This window comes from Bacillus cereus group sp. RP29 (assembly GCF_040459765.1).
Taxonomy (GTDB): Bacteria; Bacillota; Bacilli; order Bacillales; family Bacillaceae_G; genus Bacillus_A; species Bacillus_A paranthracis.
The window spans coordinates 1,374,148-1,397,997 of the sequence record NZ_JARVHN010000001.1; the positions used below are offsets into that span (position 1 = coordinate 1,374,148).

Genomic DNA, 23,850 nt, shown 5'->3' on the forward strand with positions numbered 1-23,850 from the left:
AAATGTCAAATTGTTTAACATGTAAAGAAAAAATACGACTCATCCTTACAAGGAGTGAGTCGTATTTTTATTATGAGCAATTACGTGGTTAACAGCATCTTTAACTGTATTTACTACATAGTGAGCGTGTTCTTTTACTGCGTCATCTGCTTGAGCCATAGCAAAACTGTGAGGAGTTAGAGCAAACATTGGAATATCATTATAAGAATCCCCTATGCAAGCAACTTCCTCTGGTTGTAATTGAAACTCTTTTAATAAAACAGAAATAGCAGAACCTTTACTAATATTAGGTGGCATTACATCTAAGCATTGTTCTGCTGAAATGAACGTACTAACTTTTCCATGAAATTTTTCATCAATTTTTTTCTGAAGGAGTTGTAAGCTCTCCTTTGTGCCACCGACAGAAATTTTATTCGGGAAAATTGTATCATCTATTTTCTGTAATAAATTTGGTTCTTCGACAGAAGTCATCGTTACTTGTTGCTCAAGTTCGTGAATAAACGGTGTTTTTTCTTCAATGTAGTAATTATGTTCATCACTAACATAACGGAAATAAGGATCTTCATTCGTCATGTGTAACAATTCAGGAAGAATGCTGGAATCAAAAGTTGCAGATAATAGCTGCTTATTTTCATTTGTATATACAAAAACACCATTAACACTAATGCGGTGGAAATTTGTATTTACAGCTTTCATTAAGTCTGCAATTTCATTATCAAGTCGGCCAGAAGCGAAACAAAGAATCACATTTTGTTCAGCAAGACTACGAAGTGCTACAATATCCTGTTCGTCAATTAAACCTCCGTGTTGCATCATTGTACCGTCGATATCACTTACAAACATTTTAATCATGTTGTTATCTCCTTTCTATGTACAGTTGCTCTTACATTATACGCATCATATATAAACATGTCTAAAAAATGAATTTTTATGAAATGGTAGATGTTTTACATTGACGACAAAGAAGAATATTCTGTAACATAAAAGCAGGCTATTTAAGTACGAGGGTGGTGTTATATGAGTAATTATCTAGAAATTAAAAAAGTTTTAAATAATAATGTCATCATTGCTAGCCATCCTGAACATGAGGAAGTAGTAGTGATTGGTAAAGGAATTGGATTTGGGAAAAAAGCGAAAGATGTATTGGAGCAAGAACAAATTGAAAAAATGTTTGTTCTAAAAAATGAACGTGATCGTGAACAATACAAACTGCTAGTTCCGCATGTGAGTGAAAAATTAATTGAATTAATGAATGATATTATGTTCTATATTCAAGAAAAAGCAAAATCCCCATTGAATGAACATATTCATATCGCTTTAACAGATCATATTTCTTTTGCAATTAAGCGTTTAAAACAAGGGTTTACAATTGATAATCCTTTTTTAGTTGAAACGAAAATGCTCTATCCAGAGGAATATAAAATTGCTGAAGGTGTTGTAAACCTTTTAAATTCTCGTTTGCAAATTACATTGCCAGAAGGAGAAATCGGGTTTATTGCACTGCATATTTACAGTTCACTTACAAATTCAGATTTATCTTCAGTTAATCAAAACTCCCGTCTCATCGCACAGCTTGTATCTTTAATTGAGACGAACTTACAAATTACATTAGACCAAGAAAGTATTCACTATTTACGCCTTATTCGTCATCTTCAATATGCTATTGAGAGGGTGAAAAAAGGAGAAAAAGTAGAGGAATCGCAAAGTTTTGCTGATTTATTAAAGGCGGAATATCCTGTCTGTTATAATTTAGCTTGGAAGCTAGTTAAGGTTATGCAAAAAGAATTGCAACTTCCTGTTTATGAAGCAGAGAGTATATATTTAACGATGCACCTGCAGCGCTTAGTGAAGGCAGAGCATGTGTAAAATGACATATATTTTTGTCGAAAATGAAAACGTTAAAAAAAATCATTGAATCGCTTACAATAGTTATGTATAATAACTATTGCAAAGTTATACAAATTTCGACAAACACATTAAGGTATAAAACGAAAACGTTTGCCTTAATTATAGTGAACTTATACGTAAACCTATTTTTGACACGTGTTACTGATTCGATCAGGCATGAGTGGAGAAAAGTAAGGAATGTAAGCTAGAGAAAGGGATATACTACCCTTTGTATAGCTATCGTTCTATCTTTTTTTCCTCATGCCTTTTTGGCGTTTGTCGGAAGGTATCAATATAGATAAGAGAGGAAGGGTTTCCATGTTTAAGAAGATCTTTGGTGTTCTTCAAAAAGTCGGAAAAGCGCTTATGCTTCCAGTAGCGATTTTACCGGCAGCAGGTATTTTACTTGGATTTGGTAATGCATTTCAAAATCCACAGTTAACAAATGTTATTCCTGCTTTAAAAGCAGATTGGTTCGTAATGGTAGCAAAAATTATGGAACAATCTGGTGATATTATTTTCGCTAACCTTGCATTACTATTCGCAGTTGGGGTAGCAATTGGCTTAGCTGGTGGAGACGGAGTAGCTGGTTTAGCAGCATTCGTTGGCTACTTAATTATGAACAAAACGATGAGTGTGTTCTTAGAAGTAGATAAGCTAGTGAAAGTAACAAGTTCTGGAGCAGACCCAGTAAAAGTTGGATTTGCAGATCCAGCGTATGCAAACGTATTAGGAATTCCAACGCTACAAACTGGAGTGTTTGGTGGTATTATCGTCGGGATAGTAGCGGCATATTGCTATAATAAATACTTCAACATTGAATTACCATCATACTTAGGTTTCTTTGCAGGTAAGCGTTTCGTACCGATCGCAACTGCAACATTCTCTTTAATAGTAGGTATTATCATGTGCTTCGTTTGGCCATACATTCAAGGTGGCTTAAACACGTTCTCACATCAAATGATTGATGCAAATAGAACGTTAGCAGCATTTATTTTCGGTTTAATTGAACGTTCACTAATTCCATTTGGATTACATCACATTTTCTATTCACCGTTCTGGTTCGAATTCGGTCAGTATACAAATGCGGCTGGCGAATTAATTCGTGGTGACCAAAAAATCTTTATGGCACAGTTAAAAGACGGTGTAGAATTAACAGCAGGTACATTTACAACTGGTAAGTATCCGTTCATGATGTTCGGTCTTCCAGCGGCAGCTTTAGCAATGTACCATGAAGCACGTCCAGAAAATAAAAAATTAGCAGCTGGTATTTTAGGTTCTGCTGCATTAACATCTTTCTTAACAGGTATTACAGAGCCACTTGAATTTTCATTCTTATTCGTAGCACCAGTATTATTCGGAATTCACGCTGTATTCGCTGGTCTATCATTTATGACAATGCAAATTTTAGGTGTTAAAATTGGTATGACATTCTCTGGTGGTTTAATCGACTTCCTATTATTCGGTGTACTACCAGGCCGTACGGCATGGTGGTGGGTAATTATTGTTGGTCTTGTACTAGCGGTTATTTACTACTTCGGATTCCGATTTGCAATCCGTAAATGGGATTTAAAAACACCTGGCCGTGAAGTTGCAAATGGGAATGAAGGTACAGGAAAAGCAGAAGCTGGTGAACTTCCTCGTGAAGTATTAGTAGCACTTGGTGGTAAAGAAAACATTGCTTCTTTAGACGCTTGTATTACTCGTTTACGTGTTCAAGTTAACGAACAAAAGAATGTAAATAAAGATCGCTTGAAAGAACTTGGAGCAGCTGGTGTACTTGAAGTTGGAAATAACATTCAAGCTATTTTTGGACCGAAATCTGACACATTAAAATCACAAATTCATGATATTATGTCAGATCGTACACCTCATGTTGAAAAAGCAGAGCCTGTAAAAGTAGAAGAAGCTCCTCAAAAAGTTGATGAAAACGAAACAATCGTTTCACCAATTGAAGGGAAAATCCTACCTATTACAGAAGTGCCGGATCAAGTATTCTCAGGAAAAATGATGGGAGATGGATTTGCAATTGAGCCAACAGAAGGAACAGTAGTTTCTCCAGTTAATGGTGAAATTGTCAACGTATTCCCTACAAAGCATGCAATTGGTATTCAATCTGAAGGTGGAAAAGAAATTTTAATCCACTTCGGTATTGATACTGTAAAATTAAATGGTGAAGGTTTTGAAGCACTTGTAGCGCAAGGTGACAAAGTGAAACAAGGACAACCATTATTAAAAGTAGATCTTGCATTTGTAAAAGAAAATGCACCATCTATCATTACACCAATTGTATTTACGAATTTACAGCAAGGGCAGCAAGTCGAATTGAAAAAAGATGGAAATGTTAAGAAGGGCGAAAACGCTATTATTGACATTCAGTAGGAATTTGACGCAAAATGTTTATAATTATAATAGGTGATGTGGTTGACCGAACATCGCCTATTATATACAATAGATGATGTAGTACTCACGTCTATACAACTAAAAAAATACTGTAATTTAAAGGAGATAAATTATCATGGAAAAAATCTTTAAAGTAACTAGCGACTCAGGAATTCATGCTCGTCCAGCAACTCTACTTGTAAACACTGCAAGCAAATTTGGTTCTGACATTAACTTAGAGTATAACGGAAAGAACGTTAACTTAAAATCAATCATGGGCGTTATGTCTTTAGGTATTCAACAAGGCGCGGAAATTAAAATCACTGCAAATGGTGATGATGCAGCTCAAGCACTAGCAGCTATCGAAGAAACTATGAAAAACGAAGGATTAGGAGAATAATGACTCTTAACATTCAAGGGATCGCTGCATCAAGTGGGATTGCTATTGCAAAGGCTTTCAGACTTGAAAATCCTGAATTTAACATCGAAAAGAAATCAATTACAAACGAAGCTGCAGAAATTGCACGCTTAGAAGCTGCGCTTGAGAAAGCAAAAACTGAATTAGAAGCTATTAAAGACCACGCTTTTGCTGAGCTAGGTGCTGACAAAGCTGCGATCTTTGAAGCACATTTATTAGTGTTAAATGATCCAGAACTAGTAAACCCAGTAAAAGATAAAGTAAATAGTGAAAAAGTAAATGCTGAATTTGCAATGGATGAAGTTGCATCAATGTTTATTTCTATGTTTGAAAACATGGATAACGAATATATGAAAGAACGTGCTGCGGACATTCGTGACGTAACAAAACGTGTTCTTGCACATTTACTAGGCATTAACTTCTCAAATCCTGGTACAATTTCTGAAGAAGTAATCATTATTGCTGAAGATTTAACACCATCTGATACAGCTCAGTTAAACCGTAAGTATGCAAAAGGTTTTACAACTGATATCGGTGGACGTACATCTCACTCTGCAATTATGGCTCGCTCTATGGAAATTCCAGCTGTTGTTGGTACGAAAGTTGTTATGGAGAAAATCCAAAACGGCGATATCGTAATCATCGATGGTTTAGATGGAGAAGTAATTGTTAATCCATCAGAAGAAACTCTTCGCTCGTTTGAAGAAAAGAAAGCGAAATTTGAAGAGCAAAAAGCTGAATGGGCAAAATTAAAAGATCAAGCTACTGTAACAAGTGATGGACATCACGTTGAGCTTGTTGCAAATATCGGAACACCAAATGATGTACAAGGTATTATCGATAATGGCGGAGAAGGCGTTGGTTTATACCGTACAGAATTCTTATACATGGGCCGTGACAATCTTCCAACAGAAGAAGAGCAGTTCGAAGCGTATAAAGCAGTTCTTGAAGGTGTAAAAGAAGGTCAACCTGTTGTTGTTCGTACACTTGACATCGGTGGAGATAAAGAGCTTCCATACTTACATTTACCAAAAGAAATGAACCCATTCTTAGGATACCGTGCAATTCGCTTATGTCTTGATGAGCAAGATGTGTTCCGTACACAACTTCGTGCATTACTTCGTGCTAGCGTATACGGTAACTTAAAAATTATGTTCCCAATGATTGCAACTCTTGATGAGTTCCGTCAAGCGAAAGCGATCTTATTAGAAGAGAAAGCAAAACTTGTAGAAGCGGGTACAACTGTTTCTGATTCTATTGAAGTTGGTATGATGGTTGAAATCCCAGCTTCAGCAGTATTAGCAGATCAATTTGCAAAAGAAGTTGATTTCTTCTCTATCGGAACAAACGACTTAATTCAATACACAATGGCTGCAGACCGTATGAACGAACAAGTATCTTACTTATACCAACCATATAACCCATCTATTTTACGTCTTGTAAAAATGGTTATCGATGCTGCTCATAAAGAAGGCAAATGGGCTGGTATGTGTGGTGAGATGGCGGGAGATTCACTTGCGATCCCATTATTATTAGGATTAGGTTTAGATGAGTTCAGTATGAGTGCAACATCTATTCTTCCTGCAAGAACACAACTAAGCAAGTTGTCAAAAGCAGAAATGGAAACATTAGCAGAAAAAGCATTAATGATGTCAACTGCTGAAGAAGTTGTTGAACTAGTTAAAAGTATATAATCAATAAAAAAACCTGAGTCGATTTGAAATCGGTCTCAGGTTTTTTCTATGAGAAAAGTAAAACTTATTTTCTTACTTTTGAAGATAAGGAACAAAATTAGATAGCGATAGCAACGATATCAGCTGGGCATACACGTAAAATACCAGTAAAAGTATTTCGGTTTTGATTGTGCTTATCGTCTTTATTGTTATCTTTGTTATCTTTGTCATTGTTATTACGAGCTAAAGCAGAGAAAAGAGCAACACCGTTACAGAAACCTTCAAAAATTACATTGTTGAAAGATCCAACACCTTTAACGCTTAATAGAGAAAGCTCTGTTCCAACTGAAATGCTAGCAAGTACGTTACATACAGCTGGTTGTTGTGGTCTAACTACTTCTTTCTCTTTCTCTTTCTCATGATGTCTGCACTCTCTTTCATGATGATGACAGTCTCTAAAGTTATCACAGCATCCAAATGATCCAAACATAATCCTCATCACCCCCTTCACACTTATAATCTATGTAAGTTCGGTAGTGAGTGACTGGACAGAGAGTGGAATTTTTTCTAGGGGAATTTCTCATTTTAAAAGACTAGCTGGGTGTTTATTACGGAATGATGTTTAAAATAGGATAGATATCACAAAAAAGTGTAAAGACCACCGAAATGAATGAAATAGGTAGCCTTTACACTTTTTTGCTTTTATATAAAACGATGATATATACAGGAAGAGCTAACAGTAGCGGTACAATGGATCGTGCAGTATGTTTTTCTGATTCTAATTGGAATGCTTCTTCTTTTGGAAATTGTAAAACTGAAATATTTGCAGCATCGCCAATAAAATATAGAAGCAGTACAGTTACTATGTAACATAAAAGTGCAATAAAGCTTCCGTATGAACTCAATGAAAATCCCTCTCTTGTTATCTATTTGTTATCATTGTATCATAATTGTAACAAAAACACACGGTTATATTTCGATGCTTTAACAAAATTCGACACGAAACGTCATTTATATGTATGTGAATAGCATGAAATTTACTGTTTTTTATGTGTGGATGTCGAATCATACATTTTAGTATTACGGATGTGTGACAGAATAAAAAAGAAACGAAGGTAATGAAATTACCTTCGTTTCTTTTTTATTCGTATGAAAGGGCAGTAAGACCCTCACACTGATTCAAGTTTCGCTTTATTATTTTGCCCATTCACTCACTTGTTCTACGCTCATTCGTGGTGCAGGATGGCCTTTTAAAGTTGATTCCCCAATTGTAATAAGCATAATTGGTACGTAGCGAGATGAAACATTGAATTCTTCTGTAAGTGCTTGTGGGTTGAAACCACCAATCGCACAAGTATCCCAGCCAGTTGCTTTAGCTGCAAGCATAAGTTGCATTGCTGCTAAAGATGCATTTGAAAAGGCTGCATCTCTTGGGAATTGCTCACGGGCATATGCAGACTCAATATTTTTAGCTAAGCGTTCTTTTGCTTCTTCTTTCATAAATCCTTGTTCTACAATTGGACCATAAACGGGTTCAACGTTTTTATAAGCTTCTAAATCACCTAAAATAGCGACTACAGCAGAAGCATCAAGAATTTGTTGTTGGTTATAAGCAATTGGATGTAATCGTTTCTGTACATCTTCACCTTAGAATACAAGGAATTTCCAATGCTGTAAATTCCAAGCGGAAGGTGCTTGAGCAGCTCCCTTTAAAATCTCGTGTAACTCTGTAGATGAAATTTCTTTCTCTGGGTTGAATGCACGTGTAGATGTGCGTTCATATAAAACATTAAAAAAGTTTTCGTTTGTCATTATATATCCTCCAAATTACATATCAAATTATGAAAAAAATACATGTAATATATTCTACTTACATTTTGTAAGTTATCGAATTTAAGAATATAATATCTTTATTTTAATTGTCAAGTTTTCAAGCGGAAGCTAGGGCATTCATACAAACGATACAATTCCTATAATCATACACTAAAAAAGGAATTTATAGAGTGAAAAAGCAAAGATAACATTCTCAATTAGCTTGTTAACATGTATCCCTCACTCATTAAAGTTTTTAGAGAACAGTTTTTTATAAAATGTTTGTGAGGAATTCTGTAGAACAAGATATATGAAGTGAGTGAAGACTAGTGATGAACATACTACATTTTTTATTAGAGAATACGGTTTTCCAAAATGTATTACAAGATCTTCAGTTAAATGTCCTTTATATAGAAAATGGATGCACACATCAACAAACGATAGAAAATATCCATCCAAAATGTATGTTTATAGCAAATAGTTTTGAAGAAGGAGAAGTATTATTTCAGAGGACTAAACCACATATTGTAATTATGTATGTAACAGATTTTTCTCAAATAAAATATATAAAGAATATGTATAATCCACAGAGTACATTTATTGTCATTTGGGATCAACAAATAACAAGCGAGTTTGCAGAGGTGCTTACGTTAGGAATACGTAATATTGTGATAGCCCCTGTGACTCCGCAAATGGTGTTAGAGGAAGTAAATAAAAGTTTATATCAGCTTTCTTTAGTGCGGCAAGTAAGTTTGCAACAAGAACTACTTCAAACGATGTTTGATTTTCGAAATGATCTATTATTTATAGTAGAAGACGATGAGATTGTTGATTGTAATACAAATTTTTTAGAGTTTTTCGGATATGAAAATTTGTTTGCTTATCGTGAGCAACATTTAGTATTTGCTGAACATCTTATTAGAGAAAATGGATACTATTCAACAACTCATGATATAACATGGTTAGATGATACATTATCATACGATAGAAGAATTAAGATGTCCAACTATGAAGGGGAAGTGTCAACTTTTTTATTGCGTGCGACACCATTGCCAGAAGATTTATCAAGATTTATTGTGAAGTGTACAGAGATTACCGAATTAGATGAAATCTATCAAGAACAAGAAAGACTTGCTATGATAGATTCGTTAACAGAGATTTATAATCGTTTGAAATTCCAACAAATACTCGAGGCAGAATGGGATAATGCGATGCGTAATAATGAAAACATAGCACTTATTTTATTTGATATAGATAATTTTAAAGCAGTAAATGACACGTATGGCCATGATTTTGGTGACTTAGCATTAATTGAGCTTGCAGAGCTCATGAAATCTAAAGTGGAGCAGCAACATGTATTTGCTAGGTGGGGAGGAGAAGAATTTATTATTTTAGTAACGAATACAGTAGAAAAAGAAGCATTTCAAGTTGCGGAATCATTACGATTTTTCATTGAAACAAAGCAATTCTCAGGAATTTCGAAATTAACAGCGAGCTTTGGAGTTGCATTATATGAAAAAGGGATTACAAGAGAAGAATTAATGCAACGAGCGGATATTGCATTATATGAAGCGAAAAAAAATGGGAAAAATCAAGTGTGTGTATATAGAAAAGAAAAAAAGTGATTTTTCGCAACAAATTGTTGCGATTTTTTTTTATTACTTGATAATAGAGTGTAGGGGGGATTTTGAACGAAGGAATTATGGAGGAACAAAATGATAAAAAAAATAATGATGATAGTTTCAATATGTGCTTTAGTTTGTGGAGGAGTATACTATTTTCTCTATAATTCTAATATAAAGGAAAATAAAGAATTAACAACTAAGGTGAATCCTGCTGTTGAATCAGAAGTACAAGAGAATATAGAAGAAGAAAAAGAAAAGCAAATTGATTACGCTAGCATATCTCAAAAATTAGATCAATATTTAGTCGGAAAGCAATTCAATGGAACAGTTTTGGTAACAGATAAAGAGCATGTTATATTGAATAAAGGATATGGGTATGCTGATGTTCAAAATAAAATAGAAAATACGCCTCACACAAAATATCGTATCGGTTCTATTACGAAAACAGTTGTGGCTACATCTATTTTACAACTGCAGGATCAAGGTAAGCTAAATATTCAAGATAATGTAAATAAATATATTCCTTCATTTCCGGAGAATAAAAATATTACGTTATATCATTTATTAACGCATACCTCTGGTTTACCTGAACACGCAAAAGGCAATGTTAATGCTGCTTCCCGTTTACAGTTAATTAATTGGATTGGACGTCAAAATTTAGAATTTCCTGCAGGAACAGGTTGGAGATATACAGATTATAATTATATGGTGCTTGCCTATATAATAGAACATATATCGAAAAAAACTTTAGGAGATTATATAAAAGAAAATATATTTACAAAAGCAGATATGTATGAATCTGGTATGGGAAATATGGTACCTGGAGATAAAAATTTTACAAAGGGTTATGTGAAAAAAAATCAAGAGCTTGTACCAGCGCAGAAGGTAGGCATAGATTGGCTATATGGTTGTGGTGAGATGTATACGACAGTTGGAGATATGAAGAAATTAGACGAAGCAATTATAAATGGAAAACTTCTTTCTGAACAAAGTATACAAGCGATATTTTCACCTTCACCAGAACGAAAATATGCATTTAGTTTTTACATATATCCGGATTATTTTCATAATCATGGTGTACTATCTGGTTGGAACACTTTCAATAATTTTAATAAAGAAAAAGGGACTTTTGTTATTTTATTTTCAAATGTGAAAAATAGTATGGATGATGACTTCAATAAAGATTTCCGAAAGATGGTAAGTGATTTATTAGAACAAAGGGGATGAGAAAATGAAACATAAAAATGTATCAATTGGTTTCATTGGTATTGGTGTAATGGGAAAAAGTATGGTGCGTCATTTCATGCAAGACGGTCATACAGTATATGTATATAATAGAACAAAATCGAAAACAGACTCTTTAGTACAAGATGGTGCAAATTGGTGTGATACACCGAAAGAGTTAGTAAAGCAAGTTGATGTTGTAATGACTATGGTTGGGTATCCACATGATGTAGAAGAAGTGTACTTTGGGATAGATGGAATTTTGGAGAATGCAAATGAAGGTACGATCGCAATTGATTTCACGACATCTACACCAACATTGGCAAAACGTATTAATGAAGCCGGTAAAAGTAAGAATGTATATACGTTAGATGCACCTGTATCTGGAGGAGACGTTGGTGCGAAAGAAGCAAGACTCGCAATTATGGTCGGTGGAGAGAAAGAAATATATGATAGATGTTTACCGTTATTTGAAAAACTAGGAACAAATATTCAGTTGCAAGGGCCTGCTGGAAGTGGACAACATACAAAAATGTGCAATCAAATTGCGATTGCTTCTAATATGATTGGAGTATGTGAAGCTGTTGCTTATGCAAAAAAGGCTGGATTAGATCCTGATAAAGTATTGGAGAGTATTTCAACGGGAGCAGCAGGTAGCTGGTCATTAAGTAATTTAGCTCCTCGAATGTTAAAGGGAGATTTTGAACCAGGTTTTTATGTAAAGCATTTTATGAAAGATATGAAGATCGCGTTAGATGAGGCTGAAAGATTACAATTACCAGTACCAGGTTTAAGTTTGGCGAAGGAATTGTATGAAGAGCTAATAAAAGATGGGGAAGAAAATAGCGGAACACAAGTGTTATACAAAAAATATGTAAGGGGGTAAATGAGATGGATCTTCAAAAATTTGATGAGATGATTGATACTGTACAAAGAGCAACATGTATACAAATTAATGAAAAACAAAAAGAAGCTTTTAAACAAAAATATGATTTTGAACCGAATTTCGAATATGGAAGAGATGAGAAAGGGCATTACGTTATTCGAACTTCAAAAAAGATGCTAGAAGAAATGGAATTTTATTTGGCATTGAAATATGATCGAGATGGAGTTGACCTTTACATGGAAGCGGAGATTGATGGTATATATCATGTATCTGTTAGCTATAGTGAAGACGCTTTGCACCTACAAGAATTGTTTCAATTTCTAGAAGAAAAAAAATAAAAGTCCTCATTTGAGGACTTTTATTTTTAATTTTGTAATTATAAGCTAGAAGCCCGGCGGCATCGTTCCATTGGGAATGGAATAACTTGCGCGATGTGATTAGGACCAAATTGTTTTGTACGAGCATGGCGTATTATATAAAATGCACACAGAATTGAAACAGGAATAGCACCGAACAACCCGAAAAATAAAGCGCTTACACAAGATGCAACAAAACCTAAAACACCAACTTCTAATTCTTCCATAATAGCTCCTAGAATAATAGGAAGTGCTCCACACGTAACCCCTAGTATAAGTGCGATAAGTAAACTCATGATTATCCCCCTCTGTTTGCGATATTTTTTCCTTCTTAGTTAATTGTAGTATATCATATATAAAACAGAATTTTCAGAAAAAAATCAAAAAAAGTTCAATAAATGTTCAAAAAGTATTAATAAATATACTTGAAAAATTGAAGGGAGAGATTGTACTGAAAAGAAGGAATAATACGGTTAGAACCATAAAAAATCAGGCTTATTTCAAAATGAAATAAGCCTGTTCCATAGGAGGATGTATATATGTAGAGTGAATAAAAGGTTGGAAAAGGGGGTCCAAGACCTTTTATTCAACTAACTACCTTAATAGATTGGAACCCAACCTTCAGTTGTAACAAAAATACGAATAGCTACAACTTGACGATCATCTTGCAAGGTAAAATAATGTCTTGCATTTTCAGGAACAGATATGAGATCGCCTGGCTCAAGTTCAACGTCAAAGAATGTCCCATCTTTTCCTTCAATGGCAAAGATGCCATGACCACTAACAATAAAGCGAACTTCATCATCAGTATGATGGTGTTCTTTTTGAAAATTAATTAATAATTCGTCAAGGTTAGGTGTGCTATTTGAAAGTGAAATTACATCATGTGCTTTATAACCTCGGCGTGCTGAAACATCAGCAATTTCTTTTGAAAACACAGCTAATATTTCAGCTTTGTTTTCATCTGTTAATGAGTAATTTTCTTTTAAATGAGTAGGAAGTTTGGAAATATTCCATTTCTCATATAAAACGCCTTCCTCTTGTAGAAATTTTGATACTTCCACTTCATTTTCAATGCGAGTATTTATTTCATGAATACGAATTTGCGCCATTAGAAACGCCTCCTTGAATTGATAATAGTTTTATATGAAATTGGAATAAAAACTCATAAGCTTCTAATCTTTTCTTTGCATCAAAGCTATCTCGGCCCCATACGGTAATACCATGGTTACGGATTAATACTGCCCCCGAATCTCCCTGTATATGCTTGCGGAAGTTTTCTCCAAGCTTTGGGATATGAGCATGGTTTTCGATAATAGGAATGTGAATTGTTGCATCTTCTTCCCAAATATCGAGAGCTTTAATAATTTCTTGATTTTGAAGTGTGACTGCATCACTATATAAATTTGTGATAACATTGTTATCAGTTGTATGAACATGAAGGACACACCCAGCATTCGTATTGTTATAAATATGTGTATGCAAGATTGTTTCTGCTGAAGGGCGTAATTCAGTCTCTAATACGGGAACCCCTAGATGATCTACTAGTAGAAAGTCATCTGGAGTCGTTTTTGTTTTATCTTTACCGCTTGCTGTAATGAGAAAAGTGAGTGGTTCATGACTAACCTTTATAGAAATATTACCACTCGTTGCTGGAAACCAATTTCGTGTTGTTAATTCTTTTTTTATCTCGCTTAAGTCATACCATTGACGAAAAAGTTGTTTCATAATTTCACCTCCAACAAATGTTTTAATTCAGTTTGAACATCGTGAAACGTTTCAAATGCTGTATAAGAAATATGATTTTCTTCGCATTTTGTAATAAGGAAATCACGAGCGAACACTTTATCCGCTTGTTTCGCAGCTTGTAAATCGGTAATTGAATCTCCAATTACAATATGGAAGTCATTCGTATCACTCAATTTACGGATGAGTGATGATTTACATAATCCGCAATGATTTTGACAAAGACGATCACAAGGATGAGGCCAATTCACCGTAATGTATTCATTTGAAAAATCTGTTTCATTACAGTAAATTTGCTCTTTTGGAATGAGTCCTTGTAAGAGTGGATAGACGAAGAAATCCATTCCACCTGATATAACATAAAAGGAAATATTGTTTTCATTTACAAATTGTATAAATTCATGAAAACCGTTACGAATTTCAGCAGTCTCTATTAAAAATTGAATAATTTCATCGTGCAGATTAGTAGGTATGAATTGAAATAATTGAGAAACACCTTCTTGAATAGATAGCTCTTGTGATAAAATTTTATTCTTTACTTCTTCAGCTTCTGGTGGTGCGAATTTTTCCATAATGGACATAATGTTATCATTATTTGTAATCGTGCCATCGAAATCACAAAATACTTGAATACTCATAATTTCACCTCATGAGAGGGATTTCCCCATATTTGTAGTGCGCTATGCAAATTTATGTCATCTACTTCATGGAGTGGTTTATTTTGCAAAGTAGCATCAATTGCAGCACGGAAAGCTTTACCGCCGCCCTGCGCCCCATTTGGATGTCCATGTATTCCGCCACCAGCATTAATAACAACATCTTTACCGAAATCTCGTACAATAAAGGGAACGAAACCAGGATGAATACCAGCAGACGGAACAGAAAAGCTCTTCTTGAAAAATACATCGTCTTCAGTTAAATATTTTGAGATAGCAAGAGCCTCCTCTTTTTCTAGCGCAACACTTCCGTATGGAGATGGGAATAATGAAAAGTCAGCCCCAGCATAACGTAGTAGCTTTCCAAGTAATAATGGTGATGAAACTCCATATAACTTGGATGCTGAATAAGCACCACTTACAGCGGGATGTGCCATAATAGGAACTGGGATTTCATCATCTTCTGCAAGTGATTGTAGTACATCTAGTCCGTAAGAGAATACGTTAAATAATAGAATATCGGCTCCAGCTTGCACTGCACGTTTCGCATTTTCTTTTAAATCAAAAGTTCGTCCTGTTAAATTTACGGCATATAACGTTTTATGTCCGTACGTTTCATATACGGATTGTAAAACTTCTTTTCCAGATATGATGCGTTTCGTAAGTGGTGTTAATGCATTTTCAAATAATATTTCATCATCTTTTACGATATCTACACCACTAATTGCTTGATCGCGTAATTGCGTTTTTAAATACCCAATATTTCGTCCAATCATTCCTTTAAAAATACTCATTAAAAGGGGACGATCATGTACTTGTAAAAGATTTCGAATACCATCTATCCCGAATTTTGGACCAGGAAAATGTTTTTTTAACTCGTCTGAAAAAGTTAAGTCAATTAATTTTACTTCGCCATCAAGGGATAGCTTTCCGAATGTAGTTGTTAAAATAGCTGGTAAATCTGGACTGAAATTTAATAACGGATATTCAATTTTAATAATCCCGCGTGTTACTTTTTTACGTAAATACGAATTGGTATGTTCATGTTCAGCTAATTCCTCAACATGAATGACGTTGCCTTTATGTTGTTTTAATTGTTCTTGCAATAAATGCGGCAAATGAGTCCAAGAGCCAATTGTTAAACCGAGTGCAATTTGTTCAGCTTTTTTTTCTAAGTTATGTGAATCATCATGGATTAAATATGTCGCTATAATTCCGCTCATTGTTATAACCTCCTAGTTAAATAAAAAAACCTCTCAGCTAAGGAGAGGTTTTTTTACAACCAGCTCCTTATCTGTCAGCGTAATGCTGCGAGAATTAGCACCGTGTCTACAATTGTAGATCGGTTGCCGGGTTTCGTCGGGCTCGTCCCTCCACCTGCTCTTGATAAGAAGTATTTAGAAATGTTTAAATTTTTAAGATAACTGAATTTTGTCAGATATTTTTCATGTTGTCAATTACTTTTTGAAAAAATTTAATTTATCGATTCGATTAATGGCTTCTCGTAATCTATCTTCTGTATGCAAGAGACCAACGCGGACGTATCCTTCACCATGCTCACCAAATCCAACACCAGGAGCAACTGCGACATGTGCTTTTTCTAGTAAAATATTAGAAAATTGCTCAGAAGTATATCCTTTTGGAACAGGAAGCCATGCAAAAAATGACCCTGTTGGAATGTCTACATTCCAACCAATTGAGTGACAAGCTGAAATAAGAGCGTTTCTTCGAGATTCGTAACTATTTACAAGGTCTATGACGCAAGACTGTGAACTTAATAGTGCTTCGCGGGCAGCATCTTGAATGGCACCAAAAATACTAACATACATATGATCTTGTAATAAGTTAATTGTTTCAATGACACTTTCATTCCCTACCGCAAAAGCGATGCGCCAGCCAGCCATATTGAAAGTTTTCGATAATGTGTAAATTTCGATTCCTGTATCTTTGGCACCATCTGCTTGTAAGAAACTAACAGGTTTTTGACCATCGAATCCAATCGCACCGTAAGCAAAATCATGAACGACTAATATATTATGTTTATTAGCAAAATGAATGGTTTCATCAAAGAAATCTTTTGATGCAGTAGCACCGGTCGGATTATTTGGATAGTTTAAAAACATTAATTTTGCACGCTCGGCAATAGAGTCGTCAATTTTTGTATAATCTGGTAAAAACTTATTTTCTGCAATAAGCGGCATTGTTTCAAATTGTGCTTTCGCTAAAGCAACTCCTGATAAATAATCTGGATAGCCTGGATCGGGAACGAGAATTGTATCACCAGGGTTTGTAAAGCAAACTGGTAATTCTACTAATCCAGCCTTTCCACCAAACAATATAGCAACTTCAGTTTTCGGATTTACTACTACATCATATTCACGTTGATAGAATGTTGCCACGGCTTCTTTTAAGCTTTCATGTCCGCGAAATGGCGGATATTTATGATGAATGGTCTTTTCTGCAGCATCTTGCAAAGCTTTTACGATATGCTGCGGTGTTGGTTGATCTGGATTACCTTGACCTAGATTAATAACATCGTGACCAGCTGCTACAACTTTGTTAACTTTTGCAACAAGTGAAGCGAAAAATTGTGTTGGCAATGATGTTACTATCTCAGAAGGTTGAAATGATTTCATACTTTCCACCTCTTTTGAAAGTTGTTACAATTCTAGTGACAAATGATATAATCTTTCCAGTATTTTGTAAAGAAAAAAATAAGAATGGGGCTGAAAAAATGAAAGTCGCATGTATTCAAATGGATATTGTCTTTGGAGATGTAGAAAAAAATATTGAGAATGCTAAAAATAAAATAAGTGAAGCGATGAAAGAAAGACCAGATGTTATTGTTTTACCAGAACTATGGACAACAGGTTATGATTTAACGAGACTCTCTGAAATTGCAGATAGGGATGGATTGGAAACGAAAGAAAAGTTGATAGAATGGTCGAAACAATATGGTGTACATATTGTTGGTGGTTCTATAGCAAGGCAAACGGAACAAGGTGTTACAAATACAATGTATGTTGTAACGAATAAAGGAGAACTAGTCAATGAATATAGTAAAGTGCATTTATTTCAGCTTATGGATGAACATAAATATTTAATCGCTGGAAATCGTACTGGTGAATTTAAGTTAGATGATGTAGAGTGCGCCGGCACCATTTGCTATGATATTCGTTTTCCGGAGTGGATGCGCGTTCATACTGCTAAAGGTGCAAAAGTTTTATTTGTTGTAGCTGAATGGCCATTAGTTCGTTTAGCGCATTGGCGTTTACTATTACAAGCAAGAGCAGTTGAAAATCAGTGTTATGTTGTAGCATGTAATAGGGCAGGGAAGGATCCAAATAATGAGTTTGCTGGCCATTCTTTAATTGTCGATCCTTGGGGCGAAGTTGTTGTAGAAGCAAATGAAGAAGAATCAATTCTATTTGGAGAGCTTACACTCGAGAAAATTAAAGAAGTACGCAAAGGAATTCCAGTTTTTGCGGATCGACGTCCAGAATTATACAAATAAAATGTTGACAAGTGATTTTTATTCTTGGTATAGTCTTCAACATAAAGTTAAAAATTCTAAAAAATTATACAACTCTTATCAAGAGCAGGTGGAGGGATTTGGCCCGATGAAGCCCAGCAACCGACCGTAATACCATTGTGAAATGGGGCGTTTATGACGCCAAAAGGCACGGTGCTAATTCCAGCAGAAAGTAAAACTTTCTGGCAGATAAGAGGGGAGAAGATAAACTTCAAACCTCTTTCTTAGTGGAAAGAGGTTTTTCTGTGTTAGAAAAACCTCTGAATTAAAAAAAGGGGGAGAAGACGATGGGATATTATTCATTAACAGAAGTAACCGCTGTACAATATGCGAAAGAACATGGCTATTTTGAAAAGAAAGCAAATGTAGTTTGTCATGAAATTGGAGATGGAAATTTAAATTACGTGTTCAAATTAGATGATGGAGAGAAGTCTATTATAATAAAACAAGCACTACCATATGCGAAAGTAGTTGGTGAGAGCTGGCCGTTGTCTATAAAAAGAGCGACGATTGAAAGTAAGGCGCTGCAAATTTTTGCAAAGTATGTGCCGGAATATGTGCCGGTAGTGTATAGTCATGATGAAGAATTAGCGGTAACAATCATAGAAGACTTATCAAAATTAACTATTACAAGAAAAGGATTAATAGATGGAGAAGAGTATCCACTTCTATCCCAGCATATCGGTCGTTTTCTAGCGAATGTTTTATTTTATACTTCAGATTTTGGTTTACAGTCAGAAGAGAAAAGGGTACTAGAAGGTACATTTGTAAATCCAGACCTTTGCAAAATTACAGAAGATTTAGTGTTTACAGATCCGTTTGGGCATTACGATACGAATGATTATGAGTCGGAGTTACAATTGGCTGTAGATGAACTATGGAGTGATAAAACTTTAAAACTAAAAGTAGCGCAATATAAATATAAATTTTTAACGAGAAAAGAGGCACTCATTCATGGAGATTTACATACTGGAAGTATTTTTTCATCACCTTCTGAAACGAAAGTGATTGACCCAGAATTTGCAACGTACGGTCCATTTGGATTTGACATCGGGCAATTTATTGCAAATCTATTATTAAATGCTCTATCTAGAGAGGAAGAACAGAGAAGTGTGCTATTTTTCCATATTGAGAAAACATGGAGCTATTTCGTAGACACTTTTACGAAGTTATGGATTGGAGAAGGTGTAGAAGCATATACGAAAGAGAAACAATGGTTGCCGATTATTTTGCAAAATATTTTTACGGATGTGGTCGGATTTGCTGGATGTGAGCTTATCCGAAGAACAATTGGCTTAGCACATGTAGCTGATTTAGATGAAATAGCAAATAAAGAAACGAGAATTCAAGCTAAGAAACAAGCGTTATCCTTAGGTAGAGAACTAATAAAATATGAATCTAAAAACGCTGATATTCAACTGTTCCGAGCATTATTCCAACAGACAGTTTCTGGAGGGGTAAAAGCATGAGTACAGTTGTTACGATTCCGAGGTCTGTCAGTTGGAAAGGTGATGCCATTGCAGTATTAAATCAAACAAAGTTGCCGCATAGCACAGAATACAAAACATTAACGACGATTGAAGAGGTATGGAAAAGTATTGTCATGCTAGAAGTACGAGGAGCACCTGCAATTGGAATTGTAGCTGCATTTGGCTTGGCGCTTGCATCAAAAAAATATACTACTTTACATATTGAAGAATTTCAAAAGAAGTTTAATAGAGATTGTAATTATTTAGGGACGTCACGCCCGACAGCAGTCAATTTATTTTGGGCAATCGATCGTATGAGAGAATCTATTCAAGAAATTACTACAATAAAAGAAGCGCAAAAAATATTAGAAGAAGAAGCGCTTCGTATTCAGCAAGAAGATGAAGCGGTATGCCGGAGTATTGGAGAACATGCATTAACATGCTTTAAAGACGGTGATAACATTTTAACAATTTGTAACGCTGGCAGTATTGCAACTGCTAAATATGGTACTGCATTAGCACCGTTTTATATTGGGAAAGAAAAAGGTGTACATTTACATGCATATGCATGTGAAACGAGACCGGTTTTACAAGGCGGTCGCTTAACGACTTGGGAATTAAAACAGGCAGGTATTGATGTAACACTTATTACAGATAATACGGCAGCTCATGCTATTCAAACGAAAGAAATCAACGCAATTATTGTAGGAGCGGACCGAGTTGTCGCAAATGGGGATACAGCAAATAAAATCGGAACGATGAATTTAGCTATATTAGCAAAGTATTTCGATATCCCGTTCTACGTTGCAGCTCCACTATCTACATTTGATATTACGAAACAAACAGGTGCAGAAATTGTTATTGAAGAAAGAGATGAAACAGAAGTTACGAAAATTTTTGGGAAACAGGTAACGCCAGTTGGAACTACTGTTTATAATCCTGCATTTGATGTAACACCGAATGAATTAATTACAGGTATTATTACTGAGCAAGGTATTATACGTGGAGATTATAAGCGAGAAATTGCATCATTGTTCGAAAAAACAAGCTAATACATAATAGCTTGTTTTTCTATGCCTAAATGTGTTCTTTTTTCTTATTTATATAATGAAAGGAGGAGAAAAAGATGGAAGAGTGGATCAAGATGATAGGTAATGTAGGGTTTCCAATTGTTGTAACATTATATTTACTTCATCGAATTGAAAGTAAATTAGATGGGGTAATTGTTGCAATAGAGAAGTTGCCACGGCAATTACTACAGTATGATGATCCTCGCGATAAAAAATAAAGTTTGCTCTTCGTGAGCAAACTTTATTTTTTATTGAGCAGTATAACCACCATCGATAACGACAGCTTGTCCAGTTATACCTTTAGCTTTTTCGCTCGCTAAAAACATCGCATAATCAGCAATCTCTTGTACTTGTAATAAGCGTTTTTGTGGGACAAGTGGATAAATGACATCCTCTAGAACATTTTCAAGTGGTACATTTCGTGTAGTGGCCAAGTCTTGTAATTGATTCCGTACGAGAGGGGTATCGACATAACCGGGACAAAGCGCATTAACAGTAATTCCGTGAGTAGCCCCTTCTAAAGCGGCAACTTTTGTTAATCCAATTACACCATGTTTTGCGCTATTATAAGCAGCTTTTCCAGCGAATCCAACGAGGCCATTAATGGAAGCTACATTAATAATTCGGCCATATTTTTGCTTTTTCATAATGGGAAAGGCATGCTTAACGGCGATAAAAGGAGCGATTTGCATAATTTTAATTAGTAGCTCGAATTTTTCGGTTGGAAAATCTTCAATTGGTGAAACGTGTTGCATGCCTGCATTATTAATTAATATGTCTAATGAACCGAAATGAGTAACAGTTTGAGAAATGGATCCTTCTATTTCTTCTTCGGATGTAACATCACATTTTAAGCCGATAGCTTGAAAGCCCTCTTTTTGTAGTTGTTCAGCAGCTTCTTTTGCACGTTCTTCAAGACGATCGGTAATAACAACTTTTGCCCCTTCTTTTGCAAAAGCGTTTCCCATTTCATATCCAATACCACTTGCAGCACCTGTTAAAAAAACAACTCGATTTGTAACCATGATGAAAAACATCCCTTCGTAATAAAGTTCTCATATTGCTCTATTTAGAGAGTGGATAAGAAAAATCCTGCAAAGATTTGGAAAAATATTGTTAGCTATCTTGTTTTGCAAAATAGTCTCTGCTATACTATTTTGTAAAGCAAGATACTTACGCTTATCTATCTTGTAAAACAAGATAGTAGGAGGATTTGAATTATGTCGACAAGTCAAATGCTGAAAGGGATTTTAGAAGGATGCTTACTTGCTATTATTTCTGAAGGTGAAATATACGGTTATGAAATGAGTGAGAAGCTAGCAAAGTATGGCTTTACAATGGCGAGTGAGGGAAGTATTTATCCGTTATTAATACGAATGCAAAAAGAAGGATTCATAAAAAGTGTAATGAAGGAATCCCCATCTGGTCCAAAACGGAAGTATTACACGTTAACAGAAGATGGCGAAGATGCACTGGATGAATTTATGGATCGCTGGGAAGCGATGCAAAGTAGTGTGGAACGTCTACTTGAAGGGAAGGGGAGAAGAAAATAATGCTATCAAATGAAGCACGAAAGTTTTTATTAGATATGAGGTTGTTTTTGACTGCAAAGAGTGTGAAAGAAAGCGATATTGAAAGCTTTATTGAAGACGCAGAACTTCATTTAATAGAAGGTGAGAGTAATGGAAAAAGCGTAGAAGAAATTTTCGGAAGCTCACCGAAAGAATACGCAAATGAACTTGTAAAAGTGATGGAAAGAGATAGACAGGAAACGTGGAAGCAAATTGGTTTTACAGTAATGAATATCGTATCGTTTTGGATTATTGCTTCTGTTCTAATAGTAAATAACGGACTATTACAGATGTCACTTATTCAGTGCGTTGGATATAGTTTGTCATTAATTTTAGTTGTGATAGGTCCTAATTTTCTACTTCGCAAAATGACTTTCGTAACAAGTTTTACAAAAACATGGTTTGCTATGTGGTCGTTAGTCATAATCGCACCAATGTTTCTAATAGGGGCTGTAACGATATTAGATGTGATTTATCCTACAAAAATGTTTATATTCACCCAAATGCAAAGTTATATATTAGCTGGTAGTATTTTCATCATTACAGTAGCAATAAATATATATTTTAATGGATGGTTTAAAAACTTATATTTAATCATCCCGCTTTCTATTATGTTAGTGTTTAAAACATTTACATCAGAAGACCTTGTTCCAATGTTATTTCAAATTATATGTTTATACGGAAGTTTGTTTATTTTAATTTTCCTTGAAATTATGATGAAGACGAATAGAAGAGAAGCGATTAAATAAGGGAGGGATTATCATGCAGATTTCTAAAGAAGGAGAAAAATTTTTAATTGATACGAAAGTGTATTTAATAACGAAAGGAATGAAAGAAGAAGATGTTGACGCTTTTTTAGAAGATGCAGAACTTCATTTAATTGAAGGTGAGAAAGAAGGGAAAACGGTAAGTGATATATTTGGTGATTCGCCAAAAGAGTATGCGGAAGAATTAGCGAAAGAGATGGAGAAAGATAAAGGCGGGAGTATAAAGAGTATTTTAGGAATGATAATTGGTATTGGCGGGTATTGGTTACTTACAAATATTTTATTTGAAAGCCCAAATCATGAATTTACATTAACGAATGTACAATTAATTGGATACCCAATTGTTTTAATGATTACGATTGTAGGAATTATATTTGCTTTTAAAATGTCATCATTTAAGAGTAAAATAAAAGAATTTAGCATTATTTATGTAGCAGCATTGCTACCGATTTTATTACTAGTATTATTAATGTTTATGAATAAATGGTATGGGACACCTGTATTACAATTAACGACTATACAAAGTTATATACTAGCTGGAGTTATCTTGTTAGTACTGTTAATTGGAGAAGCATACATACTTGGCTGGATTGGGATATTAACTGTTATTGTCCCGCTATTCATTATGTTTGTATTTAAAGGATTGGGAGAAAAAAGTCCATACATGGGAATGTTAGAATCTTTACTTCTGTATGGAAGTTTATATGTATTAATGCGATGGTCTTTCAAAAATGAGGAGAGAAAAAGTGTAAACTAGTAATTTGGAAGGAGGGAAT

General features: G+C 34.8%; 25 protein-coding genes, 1 pseudogene and 2 riboswitches. Of the genes and pseudogenes, 15 read left to right on the plus strand and 11 right to left on the minus strand.

All coding sequences use genetic code 11. The annotated features are described in order from the left end of the window. Nucleotides 1-45: 45 nt before the first annotated feature. Entirely contained in the window at nucleotides 46-852 is an 807-nt protein-coding gene (locus QCI47_RS07285) for a Cof-type HAD-IIB family hydrolase (RefSeq protein WP_000594235.1), read from the minus strand. 165 nt (nucleotides 853-1,017) lie between these two features. Here QCI47_RS07285 and glcT point away from each other — a divergent pair, with 165 nt between their 5' ends. The 4 genes from glcT to ptsP all read left to right on the plus strand — a co-directional run bounded on the left by glcT (nucleotide 1,018) and on the right by ptsP (nucleotide 6,381). Then, nucleotides 1,018-1,866 carry a glucose PTS transporter transcription antiterminator GlcT gene (gene glcT, locus QCI47_RS07290; RefSeq protein WP_000073863.1) on the plus strand — a complete coding sequence of 283 codons (849 nt, stop codon included), beginning with the start codon at nucleotides 1,018-1,020 and terminating at the stop codon, nucleotides 1,864-1,866. Nucleotides 1,867-2,205: 339 nt separating this feature from the next. After that, nucleotides 2,206-4,269 carry a PTS glucose transporter subunit IIABC gene (gene ptsG, locus QCI47_RS07295; protein ID WP_353811733.1) on the plus strand — a complete coding sequence of 688 codons (2,064 nt, stop codon included), beginning with the start codon at nucleotides 2,206-2,208 and terminating at the stop codon, nucleotides 4,267-4,269. A 136-nt stretch (nucleotides 4,270-4,405) separates the two neighbouring features. Beyond that, entirely contained in the window at nucleotides 4,406-4,669 is a 264-nt protein-coding gene (ptsH, locus tag QCI47_RS07300; protein ID WP_000411079.1) for a phosphocarrier protein HPr, read from the plus strand. After that, nucleotides 4,669-6,381 (plus strand): phosphoenolpyruvate--protein phosphotransferase, encoded by a 1,713-nt coding sequence (ptsP, locus tag QCI47_RS07305; RefSeq protein ID WP_000174221.1) that lies wholly within the window; start codon nucleotides 4,669-4,671, stop codon nucleotides 6,379-6,381. Before ptsH ends, ptsP begins: the two co-directional genes overlap by 1 nt. A 97-nt stretch (nucleotides 6,382-6,478) precedes the next feature. Here the strand turns inward: ptsP and QCI47_RS07310 are convergent, their stop codons facing one another. The 3 genes and pseudogenes from QCI47_RS07310 to QCI47_RS07320 all read right to left on the minus strand — a co-directional run bounded on the left by QCI47_RS07310 (nucleotide 6,479) and on the right by QCI47_RS07320 (nucleotide 8,172). Continuing rightward, a complete protein-coding gene (locus tag QCI47_RS07310; protein WP_000468014.1) occupies nucleotides 6,479-6,850 on the minus strand; it encodes a DUF3915 family protein in 372 nt (123 codons plus the stop codon). A 196-nt stretch (nucleotides 6,851-7,046) separates the two neighbouring features. Continuing rightward, nucleotides 7,047-7,265, minus strand: coding sequence for a hypothetical protein (locus QCI47_RS07315; protein ID WP_000100487.1), 219 nt, complete (start codon nucleotides 7,263-7,265; stop codon nucleotides 7,047-7,049). Nucleotides 7,266-7,554: 289 nt separating this feature from the next. Next, nucleotides 7,555-8,172, minus strand: a pseudogene (locus QCI47_RS07320) (nitroreductase family protein). Nucleotides 8,173-8,504: 332 nt separating this feature from the next. On the opposite strand from QCI47_RS07320, the gene QCI47_RS07325 reads away from it, so the two are divergent. From QCI47_RS07325 to QCI47_RS07340, 4 genes are all read left to right on the plus strand, one after another. Further along, complete coding sequence (locus QCI47_RS07325) at nucleotides 8,505-9,797, plus strand: GGDEF domain-containing protein (RefSeq protein WP_001023204.1); 1,293 nt, start codon at nucleotides 8,505-8,507, stop codon at nucleotides 9,795-9,797. Nucleotides 9,798-9,887: 90 nt separating this feature from the next. Next, a complete protein-coding gene (locus tag QCI47_RS07330) occupies nucleotides 9,888-11,024 on the plus strand; it encodes a serine hydrolase (RefSeq protein ID WP_353811734.1) in 1,137 nt (378 codons plus the stop codon). Between the two features lie 4 nt (nucleotides 11,025-11,028). Continuing rightward, nucleotides 11,029-11,907 (plus strand): NAD(P)-dependent oxidoreductase, encoded by an 879-nt coding sequence (locus tag QCI47_RS07335; RefSeq protein WP_000681095.1) that lies wholly within the window; start codon nucleotides 11,029-11,031, stop codon nucleotides 11,905-11,907. A 5-nt stretch (nucleotides 11,908-11,912) separates the two neighbouring features. Further along, nucleotides 11,913-12,245 (plus strand): DUF3909 family protein, encoded by a 333-nt coding sequence (locus tag QCI47_RS07340; RefSeq protein ID WP_000365613.1) that lies wholly within the window; start codon nucleotides 11,913-11,915, stop codon nucleotides 12,243-12,245. Between the two features lie 38 nt (nucleotides 12,246-12,283). On the opposite strand, the gene QCI47_RS07345 is transcribed toward QCI47_RS07340, so the two are convergent. The 6 genes from QCI47_RS07345 to QCI47_RS07370 all read right to left on the minus strand — a co-directional run bounded on the left by QCI47_RS07345 (nucleotide 12,284) and on the right by QCI47_RS07370 (nucleotide 17,301). Beyond that, complete coding sequence (locus QCI47_RS07345; protein WP_000054669.1) at nucleotides 12,284-12,559, minus strand: hypothetical protein; 276 nt, start codon at nucleotides 12,557-12,559, stop codon at nucleotides 12,284-12,286. A gap of 303 nt (nucleotides 12,560-12,862) precedes the next feature. Next, the gene (locus QCI47_RS07350; RefSeq protein ID WP_000057306.1) at nucleotides 12,863-13,375 is read right to left on the minus strand and encodes a 1,2-dihydroxy-3-keto-5-methylthiopentene dioxygenase; all 513 of its coding nucleotides are present in this window, start codon (nucleotides 13,373-13,375) and stop codon (nucleotides 12,863-12,865) included. Continuing rightward, on the minus strand, nucleotides 13,353-13,991 hold the full coding sequence (locus QCI47_RS07355; protein WP_061132241.1) for a methylthioribulose 1-phosphate dehydratase: 639 nt from the start codon (nucleotides 13,989-13,991) through the stop codon (nucleotides 13,353-13,355). Before QCI47_RS07355 ends, QCI47_RS07350 begins: the two co-directional genes overlap by 23 nt. Further along, nucleotides 13,988-14,647: a 2-hydroxy-3-keto-5-methylthiopentenyl-1-phosphate phosphatase gene (gene mtnX / locus QCI47_RS07360; RefSeq protein WP_000027458.1), complete on the minus strand. Its 660-nt coding sequence runs from the start codon at nucleotides 14,645-14,647 to the stop codon at nucleotides 13,988-13,990. The genes QCI47_RS07355 and mtnX overlap by 4 nt, the downstream gene beginning before the upstream one ends. Continuing rightward, entirely contained in the window at nucleotides 14,644-15,888 is a 1,245-nt protein-coding gene (gene mtnW, locus QCI47_RS07365) for a 2,3-diketo-5-methylthiopentyl-1-phosphate enolase (protein WP_309422200.1), read from the minus strand. Before mtnW ends, mtnX begins: the two co-directional genes overlap by 4 nt. Nucleotides 15,889-15,952: 64 nt before the next feature. Then, nucleotides 15,953-16,058, minus strand: a riboswitch (SAM riboswitch). Between the two features lie 64 nt (nucleotides 16,059-16,122). After that, on the minus strand, nucleotides 16,123-17,301 hold the full coding sequence (locus QCI47_RS07370; RefSeq protein WP_000834736.1) for a pyridoxal phosphate-dependent aminotransferase: 1,179 nt from the start codon (nucleotides 17,299-17,301) through the stop codon (nucleotides 16,123-16,125). Nucleotides 17,302-17,315: 14 nt separating this feature from the next. Between QCI47_RS07370 and QCI47_RS07375 the strand changes: the two genes are divergently transcribed. The 4 genes from QCI47_RS07375 (at nucleotide 17,316) to QCI47_RS07390 (ending at nucleotide 20,954) form a co-directional block, all read left to right on the plus strand. Further along, a complete protein-coding gene (locus QCI47_RS07375) occupies nucleotides 17,316-18,179 on the plus strand; it encodes a carbon-nitrogen family hydrolase (protein WP_033671968.1) in 864 nt (287 codons plus the stop codon). 72 nt (nucleotides 18,180-18,251) lie between these two features. Beyond that, nucleotides 18,252-18,393, plus strand: a riboswitch (SAM riboswitch). A gap of 91 nt (nucleotides 18,394-18,484) precedes the next feature. After that, nucleotides 18,485-19,666, plus strand: coding sequence for an S-methyl-5-thioribose kinase (mtnK, locus tag QCI47_RS07380; RefSeq protein ID WP_000542705.1), 1,182 nt, complete (start codon nucleotides 18,485-18,487; stop codon nucleotides 19,664-19,666). Continuing rightward, the gene (gene mtnA, locus QCI47_RS07385; protein WP_309422344.1) at nucleotides 19,663-20,718 is read left to right on the plus strand and encodes an S-methyl-5-thioribose-1-phosphate isomerase; all 1,056 of its coding nucleotides are present in this window, start codon (nucleotides 19,663-19,665) and stop codon (nucleotides 20,716-20,718) included. Before mtnK ends, mtnA begins: the two co-directional genes overlap by 4 nt. Nucleotides 20,719-20,792: 74 nt before the next feature. Next, nucleotides 20,793-20,954, plus strand: a complete 162-nt coding sequence (locus QCI47_RS07390) for a YvrJ family protein (RefSeq protein ID WP_000393331.1) — start codon at nucleotides 20,793-20,795, stop codon at nucleotides 20,952-20,954. A gap of 30 nt (nucleotides 20,955-20,984) precedes the next feature. Here QCI47_RS07390 and QCI47_RS07395 read toward each other — a convergent pair whose 3' ends face one another. Beyond that, nucleotides 20,985-21,761, minus strand: a complete 777-nt coding sequence (locus tag QCI47_RS07395) for a 3-hydroxybutyrate dehydrogenase (RefSeq protein WP_309422343.1) — start codon at nucleotides 21,759-21,761, stop codon at nucleotides 20,985-20,987. Nucleotides 21,762-21,956: 195 nt separating this feature from the next. Here QCI47_RS07395 and QCI47_RS07400 point away from each other — a divergent pair, with 195 nt between their 5' ends. The 3 genes from QCI47_RS07400 to QCI47_RS07410 are packed head-to-tail and all read left to right on the plus strand — an operon-like array spanning nucleotide 21,957 to nucleotide 23,831. Further along, nucleotides 21,957-22,289: a PadR family transcriptional regulator gene (locus tag QCI47_RS07400; RefSeq protein WP_000107963.1), complete on the plus strand. Its 333-nt coding sequence runs from the start codon at nucleotides 21,957-21,959 to the stop codon at nucleotides 22,287-22,289. After that, nucleotides 22,289-23,056 (plus strand): DUF1129 domain-containing protein, encoded by a 768-nt coding sequence (locus tag QCI47_RS07405; RefSeq protein WP_000950449.1) that lies wholly within the window; start codon nucleotides 22,289-22,291, stop codon nucleotides 23,054-23,056. The genes QCI47_RS07400 and QCI47_RS07405 overlap by 1 nt, the downstream gene beginning before the upstream one ends. A gap of 13 nt (nucleotides 23,057-23,069) precedes the next feature. Beyond that, entirely contained in the window at nucleotides 23,070-23,831 is a 762-nt protein-coding gene (locus QCI47_RS07410) for a DUF1129 domain-containing protein (RefSeq protein ID WP_061132244.1), read from the plus strand. Nucleotides 23,832-23,850 lie beyond the last annotated feature (19 nt).